Raw genomic sequence first — 15884 nt, 5'->3', positions numbered from 1 at the left:
GATCCAGAATATCCGTGGAAGTGAATGTGGGGGTATTTTCCAGGCATGAAAAAGCCCAACCTTTTCAGATTGGGCTAAGTCATTAAAGAATATGGTCGGGATGAAAGAGGGGAACTGGAAAAATACCATCGATGCATCCCATTTTGGGAGTGACGTGAGCTAGCGTTGATGGGCGCGGAAAGTATCTTGATCAACGTTTCTCGTGGCCCTGTGGTTGATCAGGACGCACTCATTCAAGCGCTTGAAGAAAAGACGATACGAGCAGCTGGTTTAGATGTTTATGTGAAAGAGCCGCTAGCGAGTTCAAGGCTTTTCAAATTAAAGAACCTGGCCACCGTACCTCATATCGGCTCTGCGACAACCGATACGCGCAATGCAATGGCACAGCGTGCTCTGGAAAATTTGCTTATGGGTCTCGAAGGACAGCGACCGAGAGACCTCGTGATTGTCCACGGGCTAGGACGCAGGTGGACGGAGTGACGACAAGGACGCTGGCAGTATGGCCGCCGTACTGGATGGAGCGCGGCTTATAAATTGGAGCACCTACTCAAGCTCAAGCCGACTCTAAACAAAACCGGCTTTTGGTCGATGCGCTCCGTTTCCTGTTGTCGCCGACGCGTGTCCTGATTTCTGGATGCTAGACGTTATTCTTTTTCAGGCTTTCGGGGCTGCCTGCGCATAGACCATCCATTACCAAGTTCATCAGTCTGTCGAGACGCGAGCGCCATTCGCTCTGGGAATCCATTTGCCATATTCCAGCGATGGCTAGAAAAAAGTCGTCGTTAGTAATCCCGCTACGAATCGTTCCGGCCTTTTCATTTGCCCTCAAAAGCGACTCTGCAGCTGCCTGGACTGGAGCGTATCCCGACTTCCCTGGGAACTCGTAAATAGACGCAGCTTGTTGTATCGCAGTAGCGAGTCCTGCCTTTGTCATTGCATATTCAGCGAGGCAGTCCATCCATTCTCGGAGGGCCTCCTTAGGTGGTTTTGTCGCGAGGAGCTGTTCCGCCAACGATGCCACCTGCTGCATCTCGAATTGATAAACCTCGAATACCAGCTTCTCTCTGGTGGCAAAGTGGCGATAGAACGTGCCCTGTCCCACCCCAGCCTTCTTCGCAATCGTGCTCAACGGAACCGCAGGATCGCTAGTCAGCTCCACCACCGCGACCTCCAGTATCCGTTCACGGTTTTTCTTGGCGTCAGAACGCATCACCAACTCGTCAGTCATGAGCAAAGTTTTCCTTCATTGCGTTGCTAAACGGACAATTGTCCGGTACCTTTCTGCAAGTGGACACTTGTCCGCTTAAGCATCGTTTCTGGAGTTTACTATGAACAGCACTGGCAACACGATTCTGGTTACTGGCGGCACCTCAGGCATTGGCCTCGGTCTGGCGCTTAGGCTTCACAAGGCGGGCAACAAAGTCATCATCGCGGGACGTCGCAAGGCTCTGCTCGACAAGATCGCGTCGGAGCATCCAGGTATTGAATCAGTATTGCTGGACGTCTCCGATCCACAATCCATCCAGCGCAGCAGCGAGGCGCTTGCGGCCAGCCACCCAAATCTGAACGTCCTCATAAACAATGCTGGCATCATGCATTGGGAGGATCTGACTGACCCGGAATACCTGAGCACCGCCGAAGATATCGTGACAACGAACTTACTTGGCACGATTCGCATGGTATATGCATTCACCCCCCTGCTGATCAAGCAGCCCAGTGCAACGATTGTGAATGTCAGTTCGGCGTTGGCATTCGTCCCGCTACCTGCGACACCGACATACAGCGCAACCAAAGCGGCAGTTCATTCGTTCACTCAAAGTCTTCGAGTGCAGCTAGAGGACTCGCCGGTCGAGGTTATCGAGCTTGCGCCGCCGGGTGTACGTACCACTTTGCTTGGGCAGGAAAACGACGAACACGCCATGCCCTTGGACGAGTTTCTGGATGAAATCTTCGAACTGCTCGAGATCTCTCCGACCCCACGCGAACTTGTCGTCGAGCGCGCCAAGCCATTACGGTTTGCTGAAGCGAGCGGTTCACATCATGAGATATTGAAAATGCTAGCGGGATACAAACAACCGGCAGAATGATGTCAACCGTGTGAGTAGCATCTGATGCCATCGCTGTAACCAGATGGCATCTGCTTGGCTGGACGCTCAGTCGCCTCTCGCTCAGCGTGCTTGAGTTCTAACCAGATAAGTACGACGTTGCCATGATGGATCTCGAGGTCGGTGCCACGGAAAATCAGTTTGAAGCTCTCATTCACAGCGCTCAAGGATTGATAGGCACCGCTTGTTGAGAAGACAAGCAATAGCTTGATTATTGTCCGTAGGTGAGGGTGTATTGAAATGAAAATCGGAATTATCGGCGCAGGCCACATTGGGGCGACTCTTGCCCGCAAGCTCGCTGCGTGCGGCCATGAAGTCAAACTGGCAAACTCGAAGAGTCCTCATACCCTTCAAAACCTTGCCAACGAAATCGGTGTAAGCGCGGTGACTAAAGAAGATGCTGTGTCCAACGTGGATGCCGTTATCCTCTCGATCCCCTTTGCAAAATACCCGGATCTCCGGCAAACGTTGAGTAATGTTCCCGAGAGGGTCGTTGTCATTGACACCTCCAATTATTATCCGGGGCGAGACGGGGCAATTAAAGAAGTAGATGACGGTAAGCCAGAAAGCGTTTGGGTAAGCGAGCAAATTGGACGCCCGGTCGTTAAGGCATGGAATGCCGTCCTCGCAGCGACTCTTGCCGAGCACGGCCAACCAGCCGACTCGTCCTCACGCAAAGCCCTACCTGTAGCTGGTGGTGACATCAATGCTGAAGCAATCGTGCAGGATCTTGTAGAGGATACCGGCTTTACCGCACTTGCCGCTGGAAGCCTTGAAGACTCATGGCGTCAGCAACCAGGCACACCTGCCTATTGCACCGAACTGAAGTTACCAGAGCTGAAGTCGGCCTTGTGCGCGGCAGACAAGTTGAGGGCGCCTCAAAACCGGGATGCCCTGATGGCCAAGTTCATGATTCCCGGTGGCAATTTCACACACGAGGAAATTGTTGCCATGAATCGGGAACTAACAGCCTGACTATCGGGAGCCCCTAACCTCCATCCACTAGCAGTCTGGAAGTACACTGAAGGCCACCCAGTTCCATCTTGGTTTTCTGTCAAAAATCGCCATTCGCGATCGCTCGCATATTGGCGGAGATTGGGGACAACAATGGGAGCATAACGCACTTTTTTTGCCCTTAAACTACCGTTCTAGAGCCAAGTAAAAATGTTTTTTGGCTATCGCTCCCGCGAAACTCCAAAAAATCGTCGAAACTGCTGATGGATGTCCATGCCATCGACGTGCTGGGATAATTCGTTGAAAACGAAATGGATCACGATGTAGTCGACAGACGTAGAAGCCACCTAGATCCAGAATATTCGTGGGAGTAAATGTGGGAGTATTTTTTCAGACATGAAAAAGCCCAACCTTTTCAGATTGGGCTAAGTCATTGAAGAATATGGTCGGGACGGAGTGATTCGAACACTCGACCCCTAGCACCCCATGCTAGTGCGCTACCGGACTGCGCTACGCCCCGACTAGGCGTGAATCTTGTTCCGCTTCTCAACGGAACGCTCAAGAATATATCGCAAGCTTTTGAAAACTGGAAGTATTTAAAGCAGAAATTTATTTCTTGAGCACCACCAGTACATCTTCGAGCTCGGCGATCATCTGGCGGATCATCTGTTTGTACTGGGTTGTATCGTCTTTGGCTTCATCACCGGAGAGGCGCAAGCGCGCACCGCCAATGGTGAACCCCTGATCGTAGAGCAGCGCGCGGATCTGCCGGATCATCAGCACGTCCTGTCGCTGATAATACCGACGGTTTCCGCGGCGCTTGACCGGGTTGAGTTGAGGAAACTCCTGCTCCCAATAGCGCAGCACGTGCGGTTTTACCGCACATAGCTCGCTGACTTCACCAATGGTGAAGTAGCGTTTGCCCGGGATGACGGGTAGTTCGTCGTTATGACTTGGTTCCAGCATAAGCCTCAACTCGGGCCTTCAACTTCTGCCCTGGACGAAAGGTGACCACACGGCGAGCCGTGATCGGGATTTCTTCTCCCGTTTTCGGATTGCGGCCAGGCCGCTGGCGTTTGTCCCGCAGGTCGAAATTGCCGAAACCGGACAATTTGACCTGTTCGTTGTCTTCCAGAGCGTGCCTGATTTCTTCGAAAAACAGTTCGACCAATTCTTTGGCCTCCCGTTTATTCAGGCCCAGCTCCTCATACAGACGTTCCGCCATCTCAGCTTTCGTCAGAGCCCCCATACGTCACTTCCTTAACGTGGCGTTCAACCTGGTTTCGAGCGAGGTGAGGATATTCTGCGTTGCGGTATTCACCTCATCGTCATTAAGAGTGCGCGATGGATGCTGCCAGGTCAAGCCAACTGCAAGGCTTTTTCTATGCGGATCAATGCCTTTACCCTGATACACGTCAAATAGCCTGAGGTCCGTCAGCCATTCGCCTGCATTTTCACGGATTACGTCCAGTACAGCACTGGAAGCAACGTCACGGTCGGCCAGCAACGCAAGGTCACGACGCACTTCAGGAAAGCGCGATAACTCTTGGAATTTCGGCATTTTCCCCTGCGCCACTTCGGCCAGGACCAGCTCGAAAACAAAGACTGGACGATCAAGGCCCAGGGTTTTCGACAGTTCAGGGTGAATGGCACCGACATAGCCTACTTCACGCCCGTCTCGCTCGATGCGTGCGGTCTGACCCGGGTGCAGCGCCGGGTGCTTGCCCGGGACGAACGTGAATGCGTCGAGCGCACCGGCGAAGCCCAGCACCGCTTCCACGTCAGCCTTGACGTCGAAGAAGTCGACGACATCGCGACCTTGCGCCCAACCTTCCGGCAAGCGACTGCCGCAGACGACACCGGCCAGCATCGGCTCTTGTTTCAAGCCTTCCAGCTGCCCGACAAAACGCAGACCGCTTTCGAACAGGCGCACGCGATCCTGCTGGCGGTTGAGGTTGTGCTGCAGCGATTTGACCAGGCCCGGCCACAGGGACGAGCGCATGGCTGCCATGTCGTTGGAAATCGGGTTGGCCAGCAACAGCGGCTCGACGCCTGGGCTGAACAGCTCGAACTGGCGTGGATCGATGAAGCTGTAGGTGATCGCTTCCTGATAACCACGGGCCACCAGCAGGCGGCGCAGTTCCGGCAGGTCGCTGCGGGCTTCAGCCTTGGCCTGTGGGGCCAGGCGCGCTTGCGGGTAGCGAACCGGCAGGCGGTTGTAGCCGTACAGGCGGGCCAGTTCTTCGATCAGGTCGACTTCCAGGCTGATATCGAAGCGGTGGCTCGGCACTTCGACGCGCCACTGCCCTGCCCCATCGGCGCTGATGTTCAGGCCCAAGGCACTGAGCAGGCGTTCGACTTCGACCGGATCCATTTCCATGCCCAACATCTGGGTGATGCGTTGGGCACGCAGGGTGATCGGTGCGATTTTTGGCAGGTGCTGTTCGCTGACGGTTTCGATGACCGGGCCGGCTTCGCCACCGGTAATCTCCAGCAGCAGGCCGGTGGCACGCTCCATGGCTTCACGGGCCAGCTGCCAGTCCACACCACGCTCGTAGCGGTGCGAGGCGTCGGTGTGCAGGCCATAGGAGCGGGCCTTGCCAGCGACGGCGATCTGGTCGAAGAACGCGCTTTCCAGGAATACATCGCGGGTCGTCTTGGAGACACCGCTGTGCTCGCCGCCCATTACGCCAGCAATTGCCAAGGCGCGAGCGTGGTCGGCAATCACCAGGGTGTCGCTGCGCAGGGTCACTTCCTGGCCGTCGAGCAGAACCAGCTTCTCACCCTCTTCGGCCATGCGTACGCGGATGCCGCCGTTGATTTCGGCGAGATCGAACGCATGCAGCGGCTGACCCAGCTCCAGCATCACATAGTTGGTGATGTCGACGGCGGCGTCGATGCTGCGCACATCGGCGCGACGCAGGCGCTCGACCATCCACAGCGGCGTCGGCTTGGACAGGTCGACGTTACGGATCACACGGCCCAGGTAGCGCGGGCACGCGGCCGGCGCAAGGACTTCAATGGAGCGCACTTCGTCGTGCACGGCCGGCACGCTCGCGACCACTGGACGCGTCACGGGAACGGCATACAACGCGCCGACTTCCCGGGCCAGGCCGGCCAGGGACAGGCAGTCGCCACGGTTCGGCGTCAGGTCCACCTCGATGCTCGCATCGTCCAGGCCCAGGTATTCACGAATATCCTGGCCCACCGGCGCATCCGCCGGGAGTTCCATCAGGCCATCGTTGCCTTCGCCAATCTGCAGCTCGGCCTGGGAGCACAGCATGCCGTTGGACTCGACGCCGCGCAGCTTCGCTTTCTTGATCTTGAAGTCGCCCGGCAGTTCGGCGCCGATCATGGCGAACGGAATCTTCAGACCCGGGCGCACGTTAGGCGCGCCGCAGACCACCTGGAAGGTTTCCGCACCATTGCTGACCTGGCAAACCCGCAGTTTGTCAGCGTCCGGGTGTTGCTCGGTGCCCAGCACCTCGCCCACTACCACACCGCTGAAATCACCGGCAGCCGGCGTGACGCTATCGACCTCGAGGCCGGCCATCGACAGGCGAGCAACCAGCTCGTCCCGACTTACCTGCGGGCTTACCCAGCCGCGCAGCCATTGTTCACTGAATTTCATCCTGCTCTCCCAATAGATTCGTTACGGACTGCGACCTAGGCCTTGTACGTAAAGTGCCTGCGCGACGACCATGCTGCGTTGAAAACAGGCTCGGAATGCTCATTTACAACCAGTAAACTCCGCTTCCTCGCCTGTTTTCGCCTTGCCTGATCGCCGCTCGGCGACTTTTCGTACAAGCCCTAGCGAAATTGCGCAAGGAATCGCAAGTCGTTGTCGAAGAACAGGCGCAAGTCATTCACACCGTAACGCAGCATGGCCAGGCGCTCGACGCCCATGCCGAAAGCAAAGCCCGAGAACTCTTCCGGATCGATCCCGGACATACGCAGCACGTTCGGGTGAACCATGCCGCAGCCCATGACTTCCAGCCAGCCCGTCTGTTTGCAGACGCGGCAGCCTTTACCGCTGCACATCACGCACTCCATGTCGACTTCAGCCGATGGTTCGGTGAACGGGAAGTACGAAGGGCGGAAACGCACGGCCAGTTCTTTTTCGAAGAACACCCGCAGGAACTCTTCGATCGTTCCTTTCAGGTCGGCAAAATTGATGTCGCGATCAACCAGCAGGCCTTCGACCTGGTGGAACATCGGCGAGTGGGTGATATCGGAGTCGCTGCGGTACACACGGCCTGGGCAGACGATGCGGATCGGCGGCTGTTGCGATTCCATGGTGCGGACCTGTACCGGAGAGGTATGGGTGCGCAACAACATGTTCGCATTGAAATAGAAAGTGTCATGCATCGACCGGGCCGGGTGATGGCCTGGGATGTTGAGCGCTTCGAAGTTGTGGTAGTCGTCTTCGACCTCAGGGCCTTCGGCAATGCCGTAGCCGATGTGGGTGAAGAACTGCTCGATGCGTTCCAGCGTCCGGGTCACCGGATGCAGGCCACCGGAAGTCTGGCCACGGCCAGGCAGGGTCACGTCGATGGACTCGGCGGCGAGCTTGGCAGCCAGATCCGCCTCCTCGAACAATGCCTTGCGCGCATTGAGGACCTCTGTGACACGCTCCTTGGCAACGTTGATCAGCGCACCGACCTGCGGACGCTCTTCGGCTGGCAGGTTCCCCAGGGTCTTCATCACCTGAGTCAACTCGCCCTTCTTGCCAAGGTAGTGAACCCGGATTTGCTCCAGGGCATTGATATCTTCAGCGCTTTGCACAGCCTCTAGTGCTTGAGCGACCAGCGCGTCCAGGTTTTCCATGTACAGACTCCAGATACAAAATAGGGGAAGAGCTTTAAGGCTCTTCCCCTATTTATGACGTTTGACACCTGGGCCCACAGAGGTGAGCCCCGGTGACTGCCGGGGGTACTTAAGCCAAGGTGGCTTTAGCTTTCTCGACAATCGCAGCAAACGCCGCTTTTTCGTTCACTGCCAGATCAGCCAGAACCTTACGGTCGATCTCGATGGACGCTTTTTTCAGGCCAGCGATGAAACGGCTGTAGGACAGACCGTTAACACGAGCACCAGCATTGATACGAGCGATCCACAGAGCGCGGAACTGACGTTTTTTCTGACGACGGTCACGGTAGGCGTATTGGCCTGCCTTGATTACCGCTTGCTTGGCAACACGGAATACGCGGGAGCGCGCGCCGTAGTAGCCTTTAGCAAGTTTCAGAATTTTCTTGTGACGCTTACGGGCAATGACGCCACGCTTTACACGAGCCATGAGTTACTTCCTCTATTCTTGATCCAAAAATTAACGAAGGCGCAGCATGCGCTCGACTTTTGCCACGTCAGACGGATGCAGCAAGCTGCTACCGCGCAGTTGACGCTTACGCTTGGTCGACATTTTGGTCAGGATGTGGCTCTTGAAAGCGTGCTTGTGCTTGATACCGTTAGCAGTTTTCAGAAACCGCTTAGCAGCACCACTTTTGGTTTTCATCTTTGGCATGTTCGGATACTCCGCATTCAGTTGATAAACATAATCGCAAGGCCTGCCGTGCCCTGGTGATTACTTCTTCTTTTTCGGGGCGATGACCATGATCAGCTGGCGTCCTTCCATCTTAGGATGCTGTTCGACCGAACCGTACTCGAGCAGGTCTTGTTCAACCCGCTTGAGGAGTTCCATCCCCAGCTCCTGGTGGGCCATCTCACGGCCGCGGAATCGCAAGGATACCTTGGCCCTGTCCCCGTCACTCAGGAAACGTACCAGGTTGCGCAGTTTTACCTGGTAATCCCCTTCCTCCGTCCCTGGACGAAACTTGATTTCTTTTACCTGAATCTGCTTCTGGTTTTTCTTCGCCGCGGCAATCTGCTTCTTCTTTTCGAAGATCGACTTGCCGTAGTCCATCACCCGGCAAACAGGTGGGACTGCGTCTGCGGAAATTTCTACCAGATCAAGCTTGGCTTCTTCAGCAATACGAAGCGCTTCATCAATCGAGACGATGCCAATCTGCTCGCCGTCAGCGCCAATTAACCGAACCTCGCGTGCCGAGATATTCTCGTTGATCGGGGCTTTCGGTGCAGCTCGTTTATCTTGTCTCATTTCACGCTTAATAATAATTACTCCAAATCTGGGCGACCACGCCGGGAAACCGCTTGCGCGAGGAACTCAGCGAATTCGGCGACGGGCATCGAGCCCAGGTCAGCACCTTCACGAGTACGCACAGCGACAGTCTGCATCTCGACCTCCCGATCTCCAATAACCAAGAGAAAGGGAACCTTGAGCAAAGTATGCTCGCGGATTTTAAAGCCGATCTTTTCATTTCTCAAGTCGGACTTGGCACGAAATCCGCTTTGGTTGAGAGTTTTTTCGACTTCGGCGGCAAAATCTGCCTGTTTATCAGTGATATTCATGATCACTGCCTGGGTCGGCGCCAGCCACGCAGGGAACGCACCCTCGTAGTGTTCGATCAGGATCCCGACGAAACGCTCAAACGAACCGAGGATCGCGCGGTGAAGCATGACCGGGTGCTTGCGACTGTTGTCTTCGGACACATATTCAGCGCCCAGACGGATCGGCAGGTTGAAATCGAGCTGCAAGGTACCACACTGCCACACACGACCGAGGCAATCTTTCAGCGAGAATTCGATTTTCGGACCGTAGAAGGCCCCCTCGCCCGGCTGCAGGTCGTACGCAAGGCCCGCGCTGTCGAGGGCGGCGGCCAGGGCCGCTTCGGCGCGATCCCACAGCTCGTCGGAGCCGACGCGTTTTTCCGGACGAGTGGACAGCTTCATCTCGACATCGGTGAAGCCGAAGTCCCGGTAGACATCCATCGTCAGCTTGATGAAGGCGGCGGATTCGGCCTGCATCTGCTCTTCGGTGCAGAAAATGTGCGCATCGTCCTGGGTAAACGCACGCACGCGCATGATGCCGTGCAGCGCACCCGACGGCTCGTTGCGGTGGCAGGCACCGAACTCGGCCAGGCGCATCGGCAGTTCGCGGTAGCTTTTCAAGCCCTGGTTGAACACCTGCACGTGGCAAGGGCAGTTCATTGGCTTGATGGCGTAGTCGCGGTTTTCCGACTGGGTGGTGAACATGTTGTCGGCGTAGTTGGCCCAGTGCCCGGATTTCTCCCAGAGGCTGCGGTCGACCACTTGCGGCGTCTTGATCTCCAGGTAGCCGTTCTCACGCTGGACCTGGCGCATGTACTGCTCGAGCACTTGGTACATCGTCCAGCCGTTCGGGTGCCAGAACACCATGCCCGGGGACTCTTCCTGGGTGTGGAACAGGCCCAGGCGCTTGCCGATCTTGCGATGGTCGCGCTTCTCGGCTTCTTCGATGCGCTGGATGTAGGCCGCCAGTTGCTTCTTGTCAGCCCAGGCAGTGCCATAGACGCGCTGCAATTGCTCGTTCTTCGCATCGCCACGCCAGTAGGCGCCGGACAGCTTGGTCAACTTGAAGGATTTCAGGAAGCGCGTGTTCGGCACGTGCGGACCACGGCACATGTCGACGTATTCTTCGTGGTAGTACAGGCCCATGGCCTGCTCGTCCGGCATGTCTTCCACCAGACGCAGCTTGTAATCTTCGCCCCGGGCCTTGAAGACCTCGATGACTTCGGCGCGCGGGGTGACTTTCTTGATGACGTCGTAATCTTTCTCGATCAGCTGCTGCATGCGCTGTTCGATGGCCGCCATGTCGTCCGGCGTGAAAGGACGCTCGAAGGCGATGTCGTAATAGAAGCCTTCATCAATGACAGGCCCGATGACCATCTTCGCGCTCGGGTACAGCTGCTTGACCGCGTGGCCAACCAAGTGCGCGCAGGAGTGGCGAATGATCTCCAGCCCCTCTTCATCCTTGGGCGTGATGATTTGCAGCGTAGCGTCGCTGTCGATGACGTCACTGGCGTCGACCAGTTTGCCGTTGACCTTGCCGGCCAAGGTGGCCTTTGCCAGGCCCGCGCCGATGGATGCGGCGACCTCGGCTACGGAAACCGGGTGATCGAACGAACGTTGACTGCCGTCGGGAAGAGTAATAGTTGGCATGGCGCCTCCTCTCCTAGTGGTGACCCCTACCAAAGGTCACGTGGGTTGGGATGAGCCAGTACAAGATCCAGTCCAGGCCATTCAATGACGAACGCCTGCCTTACAGCGGCAGGAGCCTTGCGGCCAACCGGGAAAACCGAACCAGAGTGACTGGGATTCAAATCAGGGTTATTCGGACTTTTGCCACCGGGACGAACGAGCGTCCACAGCCTGGAAATAGCCGAGCCCGGCATGCTAGCACAGATGAACGGTCATCGCCGCGCTCGAATTGAAGCAGGCGTAAATCCACGGTTTTTATGCCAGAGTGCTGAACTGAACCGAGCGCAACGCCTCAGATATCAAGACATCGACCCGAAAGGAGCATCTTCGCATGCGTCTCAATACATTGTTTGCAGTAGTCGCCCCACTCGCCCTGCTGCTTCCACTGACCGCCCATGCCGACTGGCCCAAAGGCGAGCGCGAAAAATACATGGCCCAATGCACGGAGGCGGCAACACCCCAGATCGGCCCGGCCGCTGCCAAGGCGCATTGCGCCTGTGGCGCCGATGCGATCAAGTCCTATCCAGCCTCGGACATCCAGGCCTTGATGGACAACAAGGCCACCCCGGAACTGCAGCAAAAGGCGCTGGGGCAGATCGCGAAATGCAAGGCCGACAACAAGACGAAAAAGTGAGAAAGCAGGCTTCCTGAATGGGCCCGGCAGGGTTGAAAAACACTGATTTCAGGCTTTTTTGAACGATTTATTCAGGTTTTACAGCTTTTTTTATCGTCTTTACTTTCGGCTGAAAGCCTTTAAAACCGGGCCTTTCAGCGGGCAAAGGCGGTAAAGTAAACACGACTGATTGGCAAACAGCGCCTGCGGGGGGCTCCCAAATCGAACATTTCGACTATGATACCCGGGTGTGCCCAGTTGGCCTGAGCAGCACAGTACACTGAAAATATATGTTTCTTGGAGATACACCATGTCTAATCGCCAAACCGGCACCGTTAAATGGTTCAACGATGAAAAAGGCTTCGGCTTCATCACTCCTCAAGGTGGCGGTGACGACCTGTTCGTACACTTCAAAGCTATCGAAAGCGACGGTTTCAAAAGCCTGAAAGAAGGCCAGACCGTTTCCTTCGTGGCTGAGAAAGGCCAAAAGGGTATGCAAGCTGCACAGGTTCGCCCAGAGTAATTTCTCGGCGCACTAAAAAAACCCCGTCCATGTGACGGGGTTTTTTATGGGCGATTGAAAACCGCCTGTCAGCCGCAGTTCACCCGGTTGATCACCAGGTTGGCATCGGTATTGAGATTCAGGCGATCGGAGCGGTACTCAAGCGTCACCATGTCGTTGGGCTTGAGGATCCGGGCATTCTGCGCGCCAGCACGGGTACGGGCCTGCTCCAGCAACTGTGGCGAGGCCTTCTTTCCGATGACGAACTCGGCGGCCTTTGCTTCGCAGCGGCTGTGACCGGTCTCGGTCGCCACAGGGTCTGGGGCCGATTCAGAGGTGCTGCTGCAACCGCTCAAGAACATGGCGGCCAGCAAAGTACTCAATGACGCGAGCTTCCAAGGCATGAAGCCTCCTTTTTTCAATGAATAAACAGAGAGCGTGCGACAACCCAAACGACGCTTGGTTTCAACACGGCAGCCCATCAGGCGGGAAAGGCTGGCAGTTTGCCTGAGCCCGTTCCCGCTGTTCAGGCCTGAATCGTGACTGGATATGAACGCCGCTCAATAAACATCGATGTAATCGAAGGGTGGATTGGGCCAATTGTCCTTCAGTGCGTTGTAGATCTGCATGACCCAGACCTCATCGCTGGCAGCGACCCGCCCGACGTAGCCCGAGCCCTTCGCCCAGGTCTCGAGCCGAAACCGCAAACCATCGATATCTGTGCCCCCGACCACACCCGAGGACAAATAGGCGATGCCACCCTTGGTCACGCGCAACTGGGTATGCTCGTCGTCACTGGCCGAGGCCAGCAGTTGACGAACCGCCTCAACGGTCAGGCCGTCAGGAGCGTTCAAATCGATCTGCACGGCGGGGCTCCTTTGAAAAATAAAAAAACAAGTGTCGCACAGCCCTCCCCCCTATGCCTAAGTCGCAGTGCCAAACCCCGGGTAAAAATGCTTAACTCCACCTACAGCCCTCCAACTCGCGAGCCCGACCATGAGCACCGTCAGCATCGAAGCCACCATCAATGCCAAATGGTCGGAGGGCCACAGCTCCTATAGCCCGGGCAGCCCGGAGGAACTGACAGTCATCTGCATAGAATTATTGGTCAAGGAGTTGGGGACAGAGGTCGCCCGCAACTTCATCCAGCAGGCGTTCGAACGCTACCCGAGCATCGTCGACGCCGTGGACTGAGGCACGCACCCGCAGGTCAGCCTGCGGGCGCACAGCCAGGAAGGTTACTTCAGACGCGCCAGGCGCTCGGTCAGCAGGTCAAAGAAGCCCTGTGCATCACCGTTTTCCACCCAGAACGCGTTCTTCGGCGCCTTCAGGCCGTCGTACCAATCGACGATGGTCTGCCCGAGCGTCGGCCCCTCGCGACTGTCCACGACGACATTGACCGAACGGCCGGTGAACAATTGCGGCTTGAGCAGATAGGCAATCACGGTCGCGTCATGCACCGGGCCACCCGTCATGCCGTAGTGCTCCATGTCGCCCTTGACGTATTCATTGAGGATATCGCCCACCAGCTTGCTGGCGTTGTTGTTCAGCGCCGCGATCTGCTTCAGCCGTGCTTCGCTGGTGAGGATCTTGTGGGTCACGTCCAACGGCAGGTAGGTGAGCTTCACACCGCTCTTGGCCACCACCTCGGCCGCCTGCGGGTCGGCGAACAGATTGAACTCAGCCACTGGCGTGATATTGCCGCCGTTGAAATGGGCACCGCCCATGATCACCACTTCCTTGATGCCCTGGACAATGTCGGGCTCCTGGACCAACGCCAGTGCCAGGTTTGTCTGCGGACCCAGCATGGCTATGGTGATGCTGTGGGGCTTGGCCGCCTTCAGCGTGTCGATCAGGTAGTTGACGGCATTGCCCTTGGCCAACCCCTTCTTCGGCTCGTGCACGGTGACACCCGACAGGCCTTCCTTGCCATGGATGTTTTCCGCGTAGATCGGGGTGCGCATCAACGGTTTCGGCGCACCGGCGTAGACCGGCACGTCTTCGCGCCCTGCCCATTCGCGGGCCAGGCGAGCGTTGCGCGAGGTCTTGTCCAGGCGCACATTGCCGGCAACGGTGGTCAGCGCACGGATATGCAGCTCCTCGGGCGACGCCAGGGCGAACAGCAGCGCCACCACATCGTCGGCGCCTGGGTCGGTGTCGATGATCAAGTCGATCTTTTCCGCCGCCTGGGCGCTCGTTGCGGTGATCAGTGACAAAAGCAGCAGACTCCGGATCAGTTGATGCATTTTCTGAGCATAGCGGTGCATGGCGCACTCCTTGTGCAGGGTTGAACAGGATTAGAACGTGACGCCGGCGACCAGCACGATATTGCAGTATGGCGAGCACTCGCCTGTGCGAATGATCGCCCGTGCCTGTCGGCTGATGACCTTGAATTGTTCATGATTGACCAGCGTCCGCTCACCCAGCGCCCCCTCGGCATTGAGCGCCTCCAGGGTCGTCAGGGCCGGCGGTTGCTTGTCGAGAATTTCCTCGGCCAGGACATGGCTCTCCACCTGCATTTCGCTGAGCACCACCTTCAAGGTGCTGACAAAGTCAGGAATGCCATGGGTCAGGGCCAGGTCGATCAGTTCGACCTGAGGTGGCACGGGCAGGCCGGCATCACCGATGACCACCTTGTCGCCATGGCCCAGGGAAGCGATCAGTCGGGACAGTGCCACATTCAATAACGGCGTCTTTTTCATGATTTGAAAGCCTGTACTTCCAGCAACGTGGGGATTGACGGTTGCGCGCCGGCGCGGGTGACCGACAGCGCGGCGGCGACCTGGCCGAAACGAATCGCATCGACCTCGCTTTTGCCGCTGGCCAGGGCCGCCGCGAAGCCGCCGACAAAGGTATCTCCGGCGGCGGTGGTGTCCACTGCCTTGACCCGTGGGGCCGGGAAGTGTTCGAAGCTTATGCCGTTGGCGAACAGGAGTCCTCCCGCGCCCAAGGTAACGATTACCTTGCCGGCACCGGCGGCGATCAGATGCGCCGCGGCGGCTTCAGCGGTTTCCAAAGAGTCCACCGCCAACCCGCTCAGCACCGCTGCTTCGCTTTCATTGGGAATCAGGTAGTCGATGCAGGCGTACCAGTCGGCCGGCAACGCACGGGAAGCCGGCGCCGGGTTGAGGATGACGATTTTACCCAGCTCACGCCCGCGCTTGAGGGCATGGCCGACGGTGGCATCCGGTACTTCGAGTTGGCAGATGATGACATCGGCGCTCTGCAGCACCTCATCGACACTGTCCAGGACCTCGGCGGTGAGCGCACCGTTGGCACCGGCCACGATAACGATCGCATTCTGGCTATTGTCGTCGACGACGATCAACGCCACGCCGCTAGCCCCCTCCACCACGTTGACCGCCTGGCAGTCGATGCCCTCGACCAACAGCCCGCCACGCAATTGTTCGCCGTAGGCATCAGTGCCCACGCAACCGACCATCGATACGTGGGCACCCAGGCGCGCGGCGGCCACCGCCTGGTTGGCACCCTTGCCGCCCGGGATGGTGGCGAACGATTCACCGATCAGCGTTTCACCGCCACGGGGCAGGCGCGGCGCCCGGGTTACCAGGTCCATGTTCAGGCTGCCTATTACCACTACGTTTGCTGGCATACATCT

At 57.3% G+C, this 15884-nt stretch carries 19 protein-coding genes, 1 tRNA gene and 1 pseudogene; 6 read left to right on the top strand and 15 right to left on the bottom strand.

Annotation, left to right across the window (positions count from 1 at the left end):
* Positions 1-153: 153 nt before the first annotated feature.
* Positions 154-480 (top strand): annotated as a pseudogene (locus tag ACMTA2_RS11975) (NAD(P)-dependent oxidoreductase); the annotation flags it as partial.
* Between the two features lie 157 nt (positions 481-637).
* Here ACMTA2_RS11975 and ACMTA2_RS11970 read toward each other — a convergent pair.
* Positions 638-1228, bottom strand: coding sequence for a TetR/AcrR family transcriptional regulator (locus tag ACMTA2_RS11970; RefSeq protein ID WP_413795007.1), 591 nt, complete (start codon positions 1226-1228; stop codon positions 638-640).
* A 100-nt stretch (positions 1229-1328) separates the two neighbouring features.
* Here ACMTA2_RS11970 and ACMTA2_RS11965 point away from each other — a divergent pair, with 100 nt between their 5' ends.
* Positions 1329-2087 (top strand): SDR family oxidoreductase, encoded by a 759-nt coding sequence (locus ACMTA2_RS11965; protein ID WP_413795006.1) that lies wholly within the window; start codon positions 1329-1331, stop codon positions 2085-2087.
* 258 nt (positions 2088-2345) lie between these two features.
* Positions 2346-3080, top strand: a complete 735-nt coding sequence (locus tag ACMTA2_RS11960) for an NADPH-dependent F420 reductase (protein WP_413795005.1) — start codon at positions 2346-2348, stop codon at positions 3078-3080.
* A gap of 422 nt (positions 3081-3502) precedes the next feature.
* Here the strand turns inward: ACMTA2_RS11960 and ACMTA2_RS11955 are convergent.
* The 9 genes from ACMTA2_RS11955 to thrS all read right to left on the bottom strand — a co-directional run bounded on the left by ACMTA2_RS11955 (position 3503) and on the right by thrS (position 11111).
* Positions 3503-3579, bottom strand: a tRNA-Pro gene (locus ACMTA2_RS11955).
* Between the two features lie 89 nt (positions 3580-3668).
* Positions 3669-4025: a MerR family transcriptional regulator gene (locus ACMTA2_RS11950; protein WP_003179985.1), complete on the bottom strand. Its 357-nt coding sequence runs from the start codon at positions 4023-4025 to the stop codon at positions 3669-3671.
* Positions 4006-4308, bottom strand: a complete 303-nt coding sequence (gene ihfA, locus ACMTA2_RS11945) for an integration host factor subunit alpha (RefSeq protein WP_002553164.1) — start codon at positions 4306-4308, stop codon at positions 4006-4008. The genes ACMTA2_RS11950 and ihfA overlap by 20 nt, the downstream gene beginning before the upstream one ends.
* 3 nt (positions 4309-4311) lie before the next feature.
* On the bottom strand, positions 4312-6690 hold the full coding sequence (gene pheT, locus ACMTA2_RS11940) for a phenylalanine--tRNA ligase subunit beta (RefSeq protein WP_413795004.1): 2379 nt from the start codon (positions 6688-6690) through the stop codon (positions 4312-4314).
* A gap of 179 nt (positions 6691-6869) precedes the next feature.
* On the bottom strand, positions 6870-7886 hold the full coding sequence (gene pheS, locus ACMTA2_RS11935) for a phenylalanine--tRNA ligase subunit alpha (protein ID WP_003203624.1): 1017 nt from the start codon (positions 7884-7886) through the stop codon (positions 6870-6872).
* A 109-nt stretch (positions 7887-7995) separates the two neighbouring features.
* Entirely contained in the window at positions 7996-8352 is a 357-nt protein-coding gene (gene rplT, locus ACMTA2_RS11930; RefSeq protein WP_002553161.1) for a 50S ribosomal protein L20, read from the bottom strand.
* Positions 8353-8382: 30 nt separating this feature from the next.
* Positions 8383-8577, bottom strand: a complete 195-nt coding sequence (rpmI, locus tag ACMTA2_RS11925) for a 50S ribosomal protein L35 (RefSeq protein ID WP_002553160.1) — start codon at positions 8575-8577, stop codon at positions 8383-8385.
* Positions 8578-8637: 60 nt separating this feature from the next.
* Positions 8638-9189 (bottom strand): translation initiation factor IF-3, encoded by a 552-nt coding sequence (gene infC, locus ACMTA2_RS11920; RefSeq protein WP_169432615.1) that lies wholly within the window; start codon positions 9187-9189, stop codon positions 8638-8640.
* Complete coding sequence (thrS, locus tag ACMTA2_RS11915) at positions 9189-11111, bottom strand: threonine--tRNA ligase (RefSeq protein ID WP_413795003.1); 1923 nt, start codon at positions 11109-11111, stop codon at positions 9189-9191. Before thrS ends, infC begins: the two co-directional genes overlap by 1 nt.
* A 370-nt stretch (positions 11112-11481) precedes the next feature.
* On the opposite strand from thrS, the gene ACMTA2_RS11910 reads away from it, so the two are divergent.
* Both ACMTA2_RS11910 and ACMTA2_RS11905 read left to right on the top strand, forming a co-directional pair.
* On the top strand, positions 11482-11784 hold the full coding sequence (locus ACMTA2_RS11910) for a hypothetical protein (RefSeq protein ID WP_018608945.1): 303 nt from the start codon (positions 11482-11484) through the stop codon (positions 11782-11784).
* A gap of 289 nt (positions 11785-12073) precedes the next feature.
* Positions 12074-12286: a cold-shock protein gene (locus ACMTA2_RS11905; protein WP_003179963.1), complete on the top strand. Its 213-nt coding sequence runs from the start codon at positions 12074-12076 to the stop codon at positions 12284-12286.
* 68 nt (positions 12287-12354) lie between these two features.
* On the opposite strand, the gene ACMTA2_RS11900 is transcribed toward ACMTA2_RS11905, so the two are convergent.
* Positions 12355-12669: an I78 family peptidase inhibitor gene (locus ACMTA2_RS11900; protein ID WP_413795002.1), complete on the bottom strand. Its 315-nt coding sequence runs from the start codon at positions 12667-12669 to the stop codon at positions 12355-12357.
* 156 nt (positions 12670-12825) lie between these two features.
* A complete protein-coding gene (locus tag ACMTA2_RS11895; RefSeq protein ID WP_186706636.1) occupies positions 12826-13131 on the bottom strand; it encodes a hypothetical protein in 306 nt (101 codons plus the stop codon).
* 130 nt (positions 13132-13261) lie between these two features.
* Here ACMTA2_RS11895 and ACMTA2_RS11890 point away from each other — a divergent pair, with 130 nt between their 5' ends.
* Complete coding sequence (locus tag ACMTA2_RS11890) at positions 13262-13459, top strand: hypothetical protein (RefSeq protein ID WP_413795001.1); 198 nt, start codon at positions 13262-13264, stop codon at positions 13457-13459.
* A gap of 44 nt (positions 13460-13503) precedes the next feature.
* On the opposite strand, the gene ACMTA2_RS11885 is transcribed toward ACMTA2_RS11890, so the two are convergent.
* From ACMTA2_RS11885 to rbsK, 3 genes are read right to left on the bottom strand one after another with little or no spacing between them, the layout of a single operon-like run.
* Complete coding sequence (locus ACMTA2_RS11885; RefSeq protein ID WP_413795000.1) at positions 13504-14532, bottom strand: nucleoside hydrolase; 1029 nt, start codon at positions 14530-14532, stop codon at positions 13504-13506.
* A 30-nt stretch (positions 14533-14562) separates the two neighbouring features.
* On the bottom strand, positions 14563-14967 hold the full coding sequence (rbsD, locus tag ACMTA2_RS11880) for a D-ribose pyranase (RefSeq protein WP_413794999.1): 405 nt from the start codon (positions 14965-14967) through the stop codon (positions 14563-14565).
* Entirely contained in the window at positions 14964-15878 is a 915-nt protein-coding gene (gene rbsK, locus ACMTA2_RS11875) for a ribokinase (RefSeq protein WP_413794998.1), read from the bottom strand. The genes rbsD and rbsK overlap by 4 nt, the downstream gene beginning before the upstream one ends.
* Positions 15879-15884: the final 6 nt, after the last annotated feature.

The sequence above is a fragment of the Pseudomonas medicaginis genome, assembly GCF_965119365.1.
Taxonomy (GTDB): domain Bacteria; phylum Pseudomonadota; class Gammaproteobacteria; order Pseudomonadales; family Pseudomonadaceae; genus Aquipseudomonas.
This window is presented reverse-complemented; position numbering and strand designations above follow the sequence as displayed.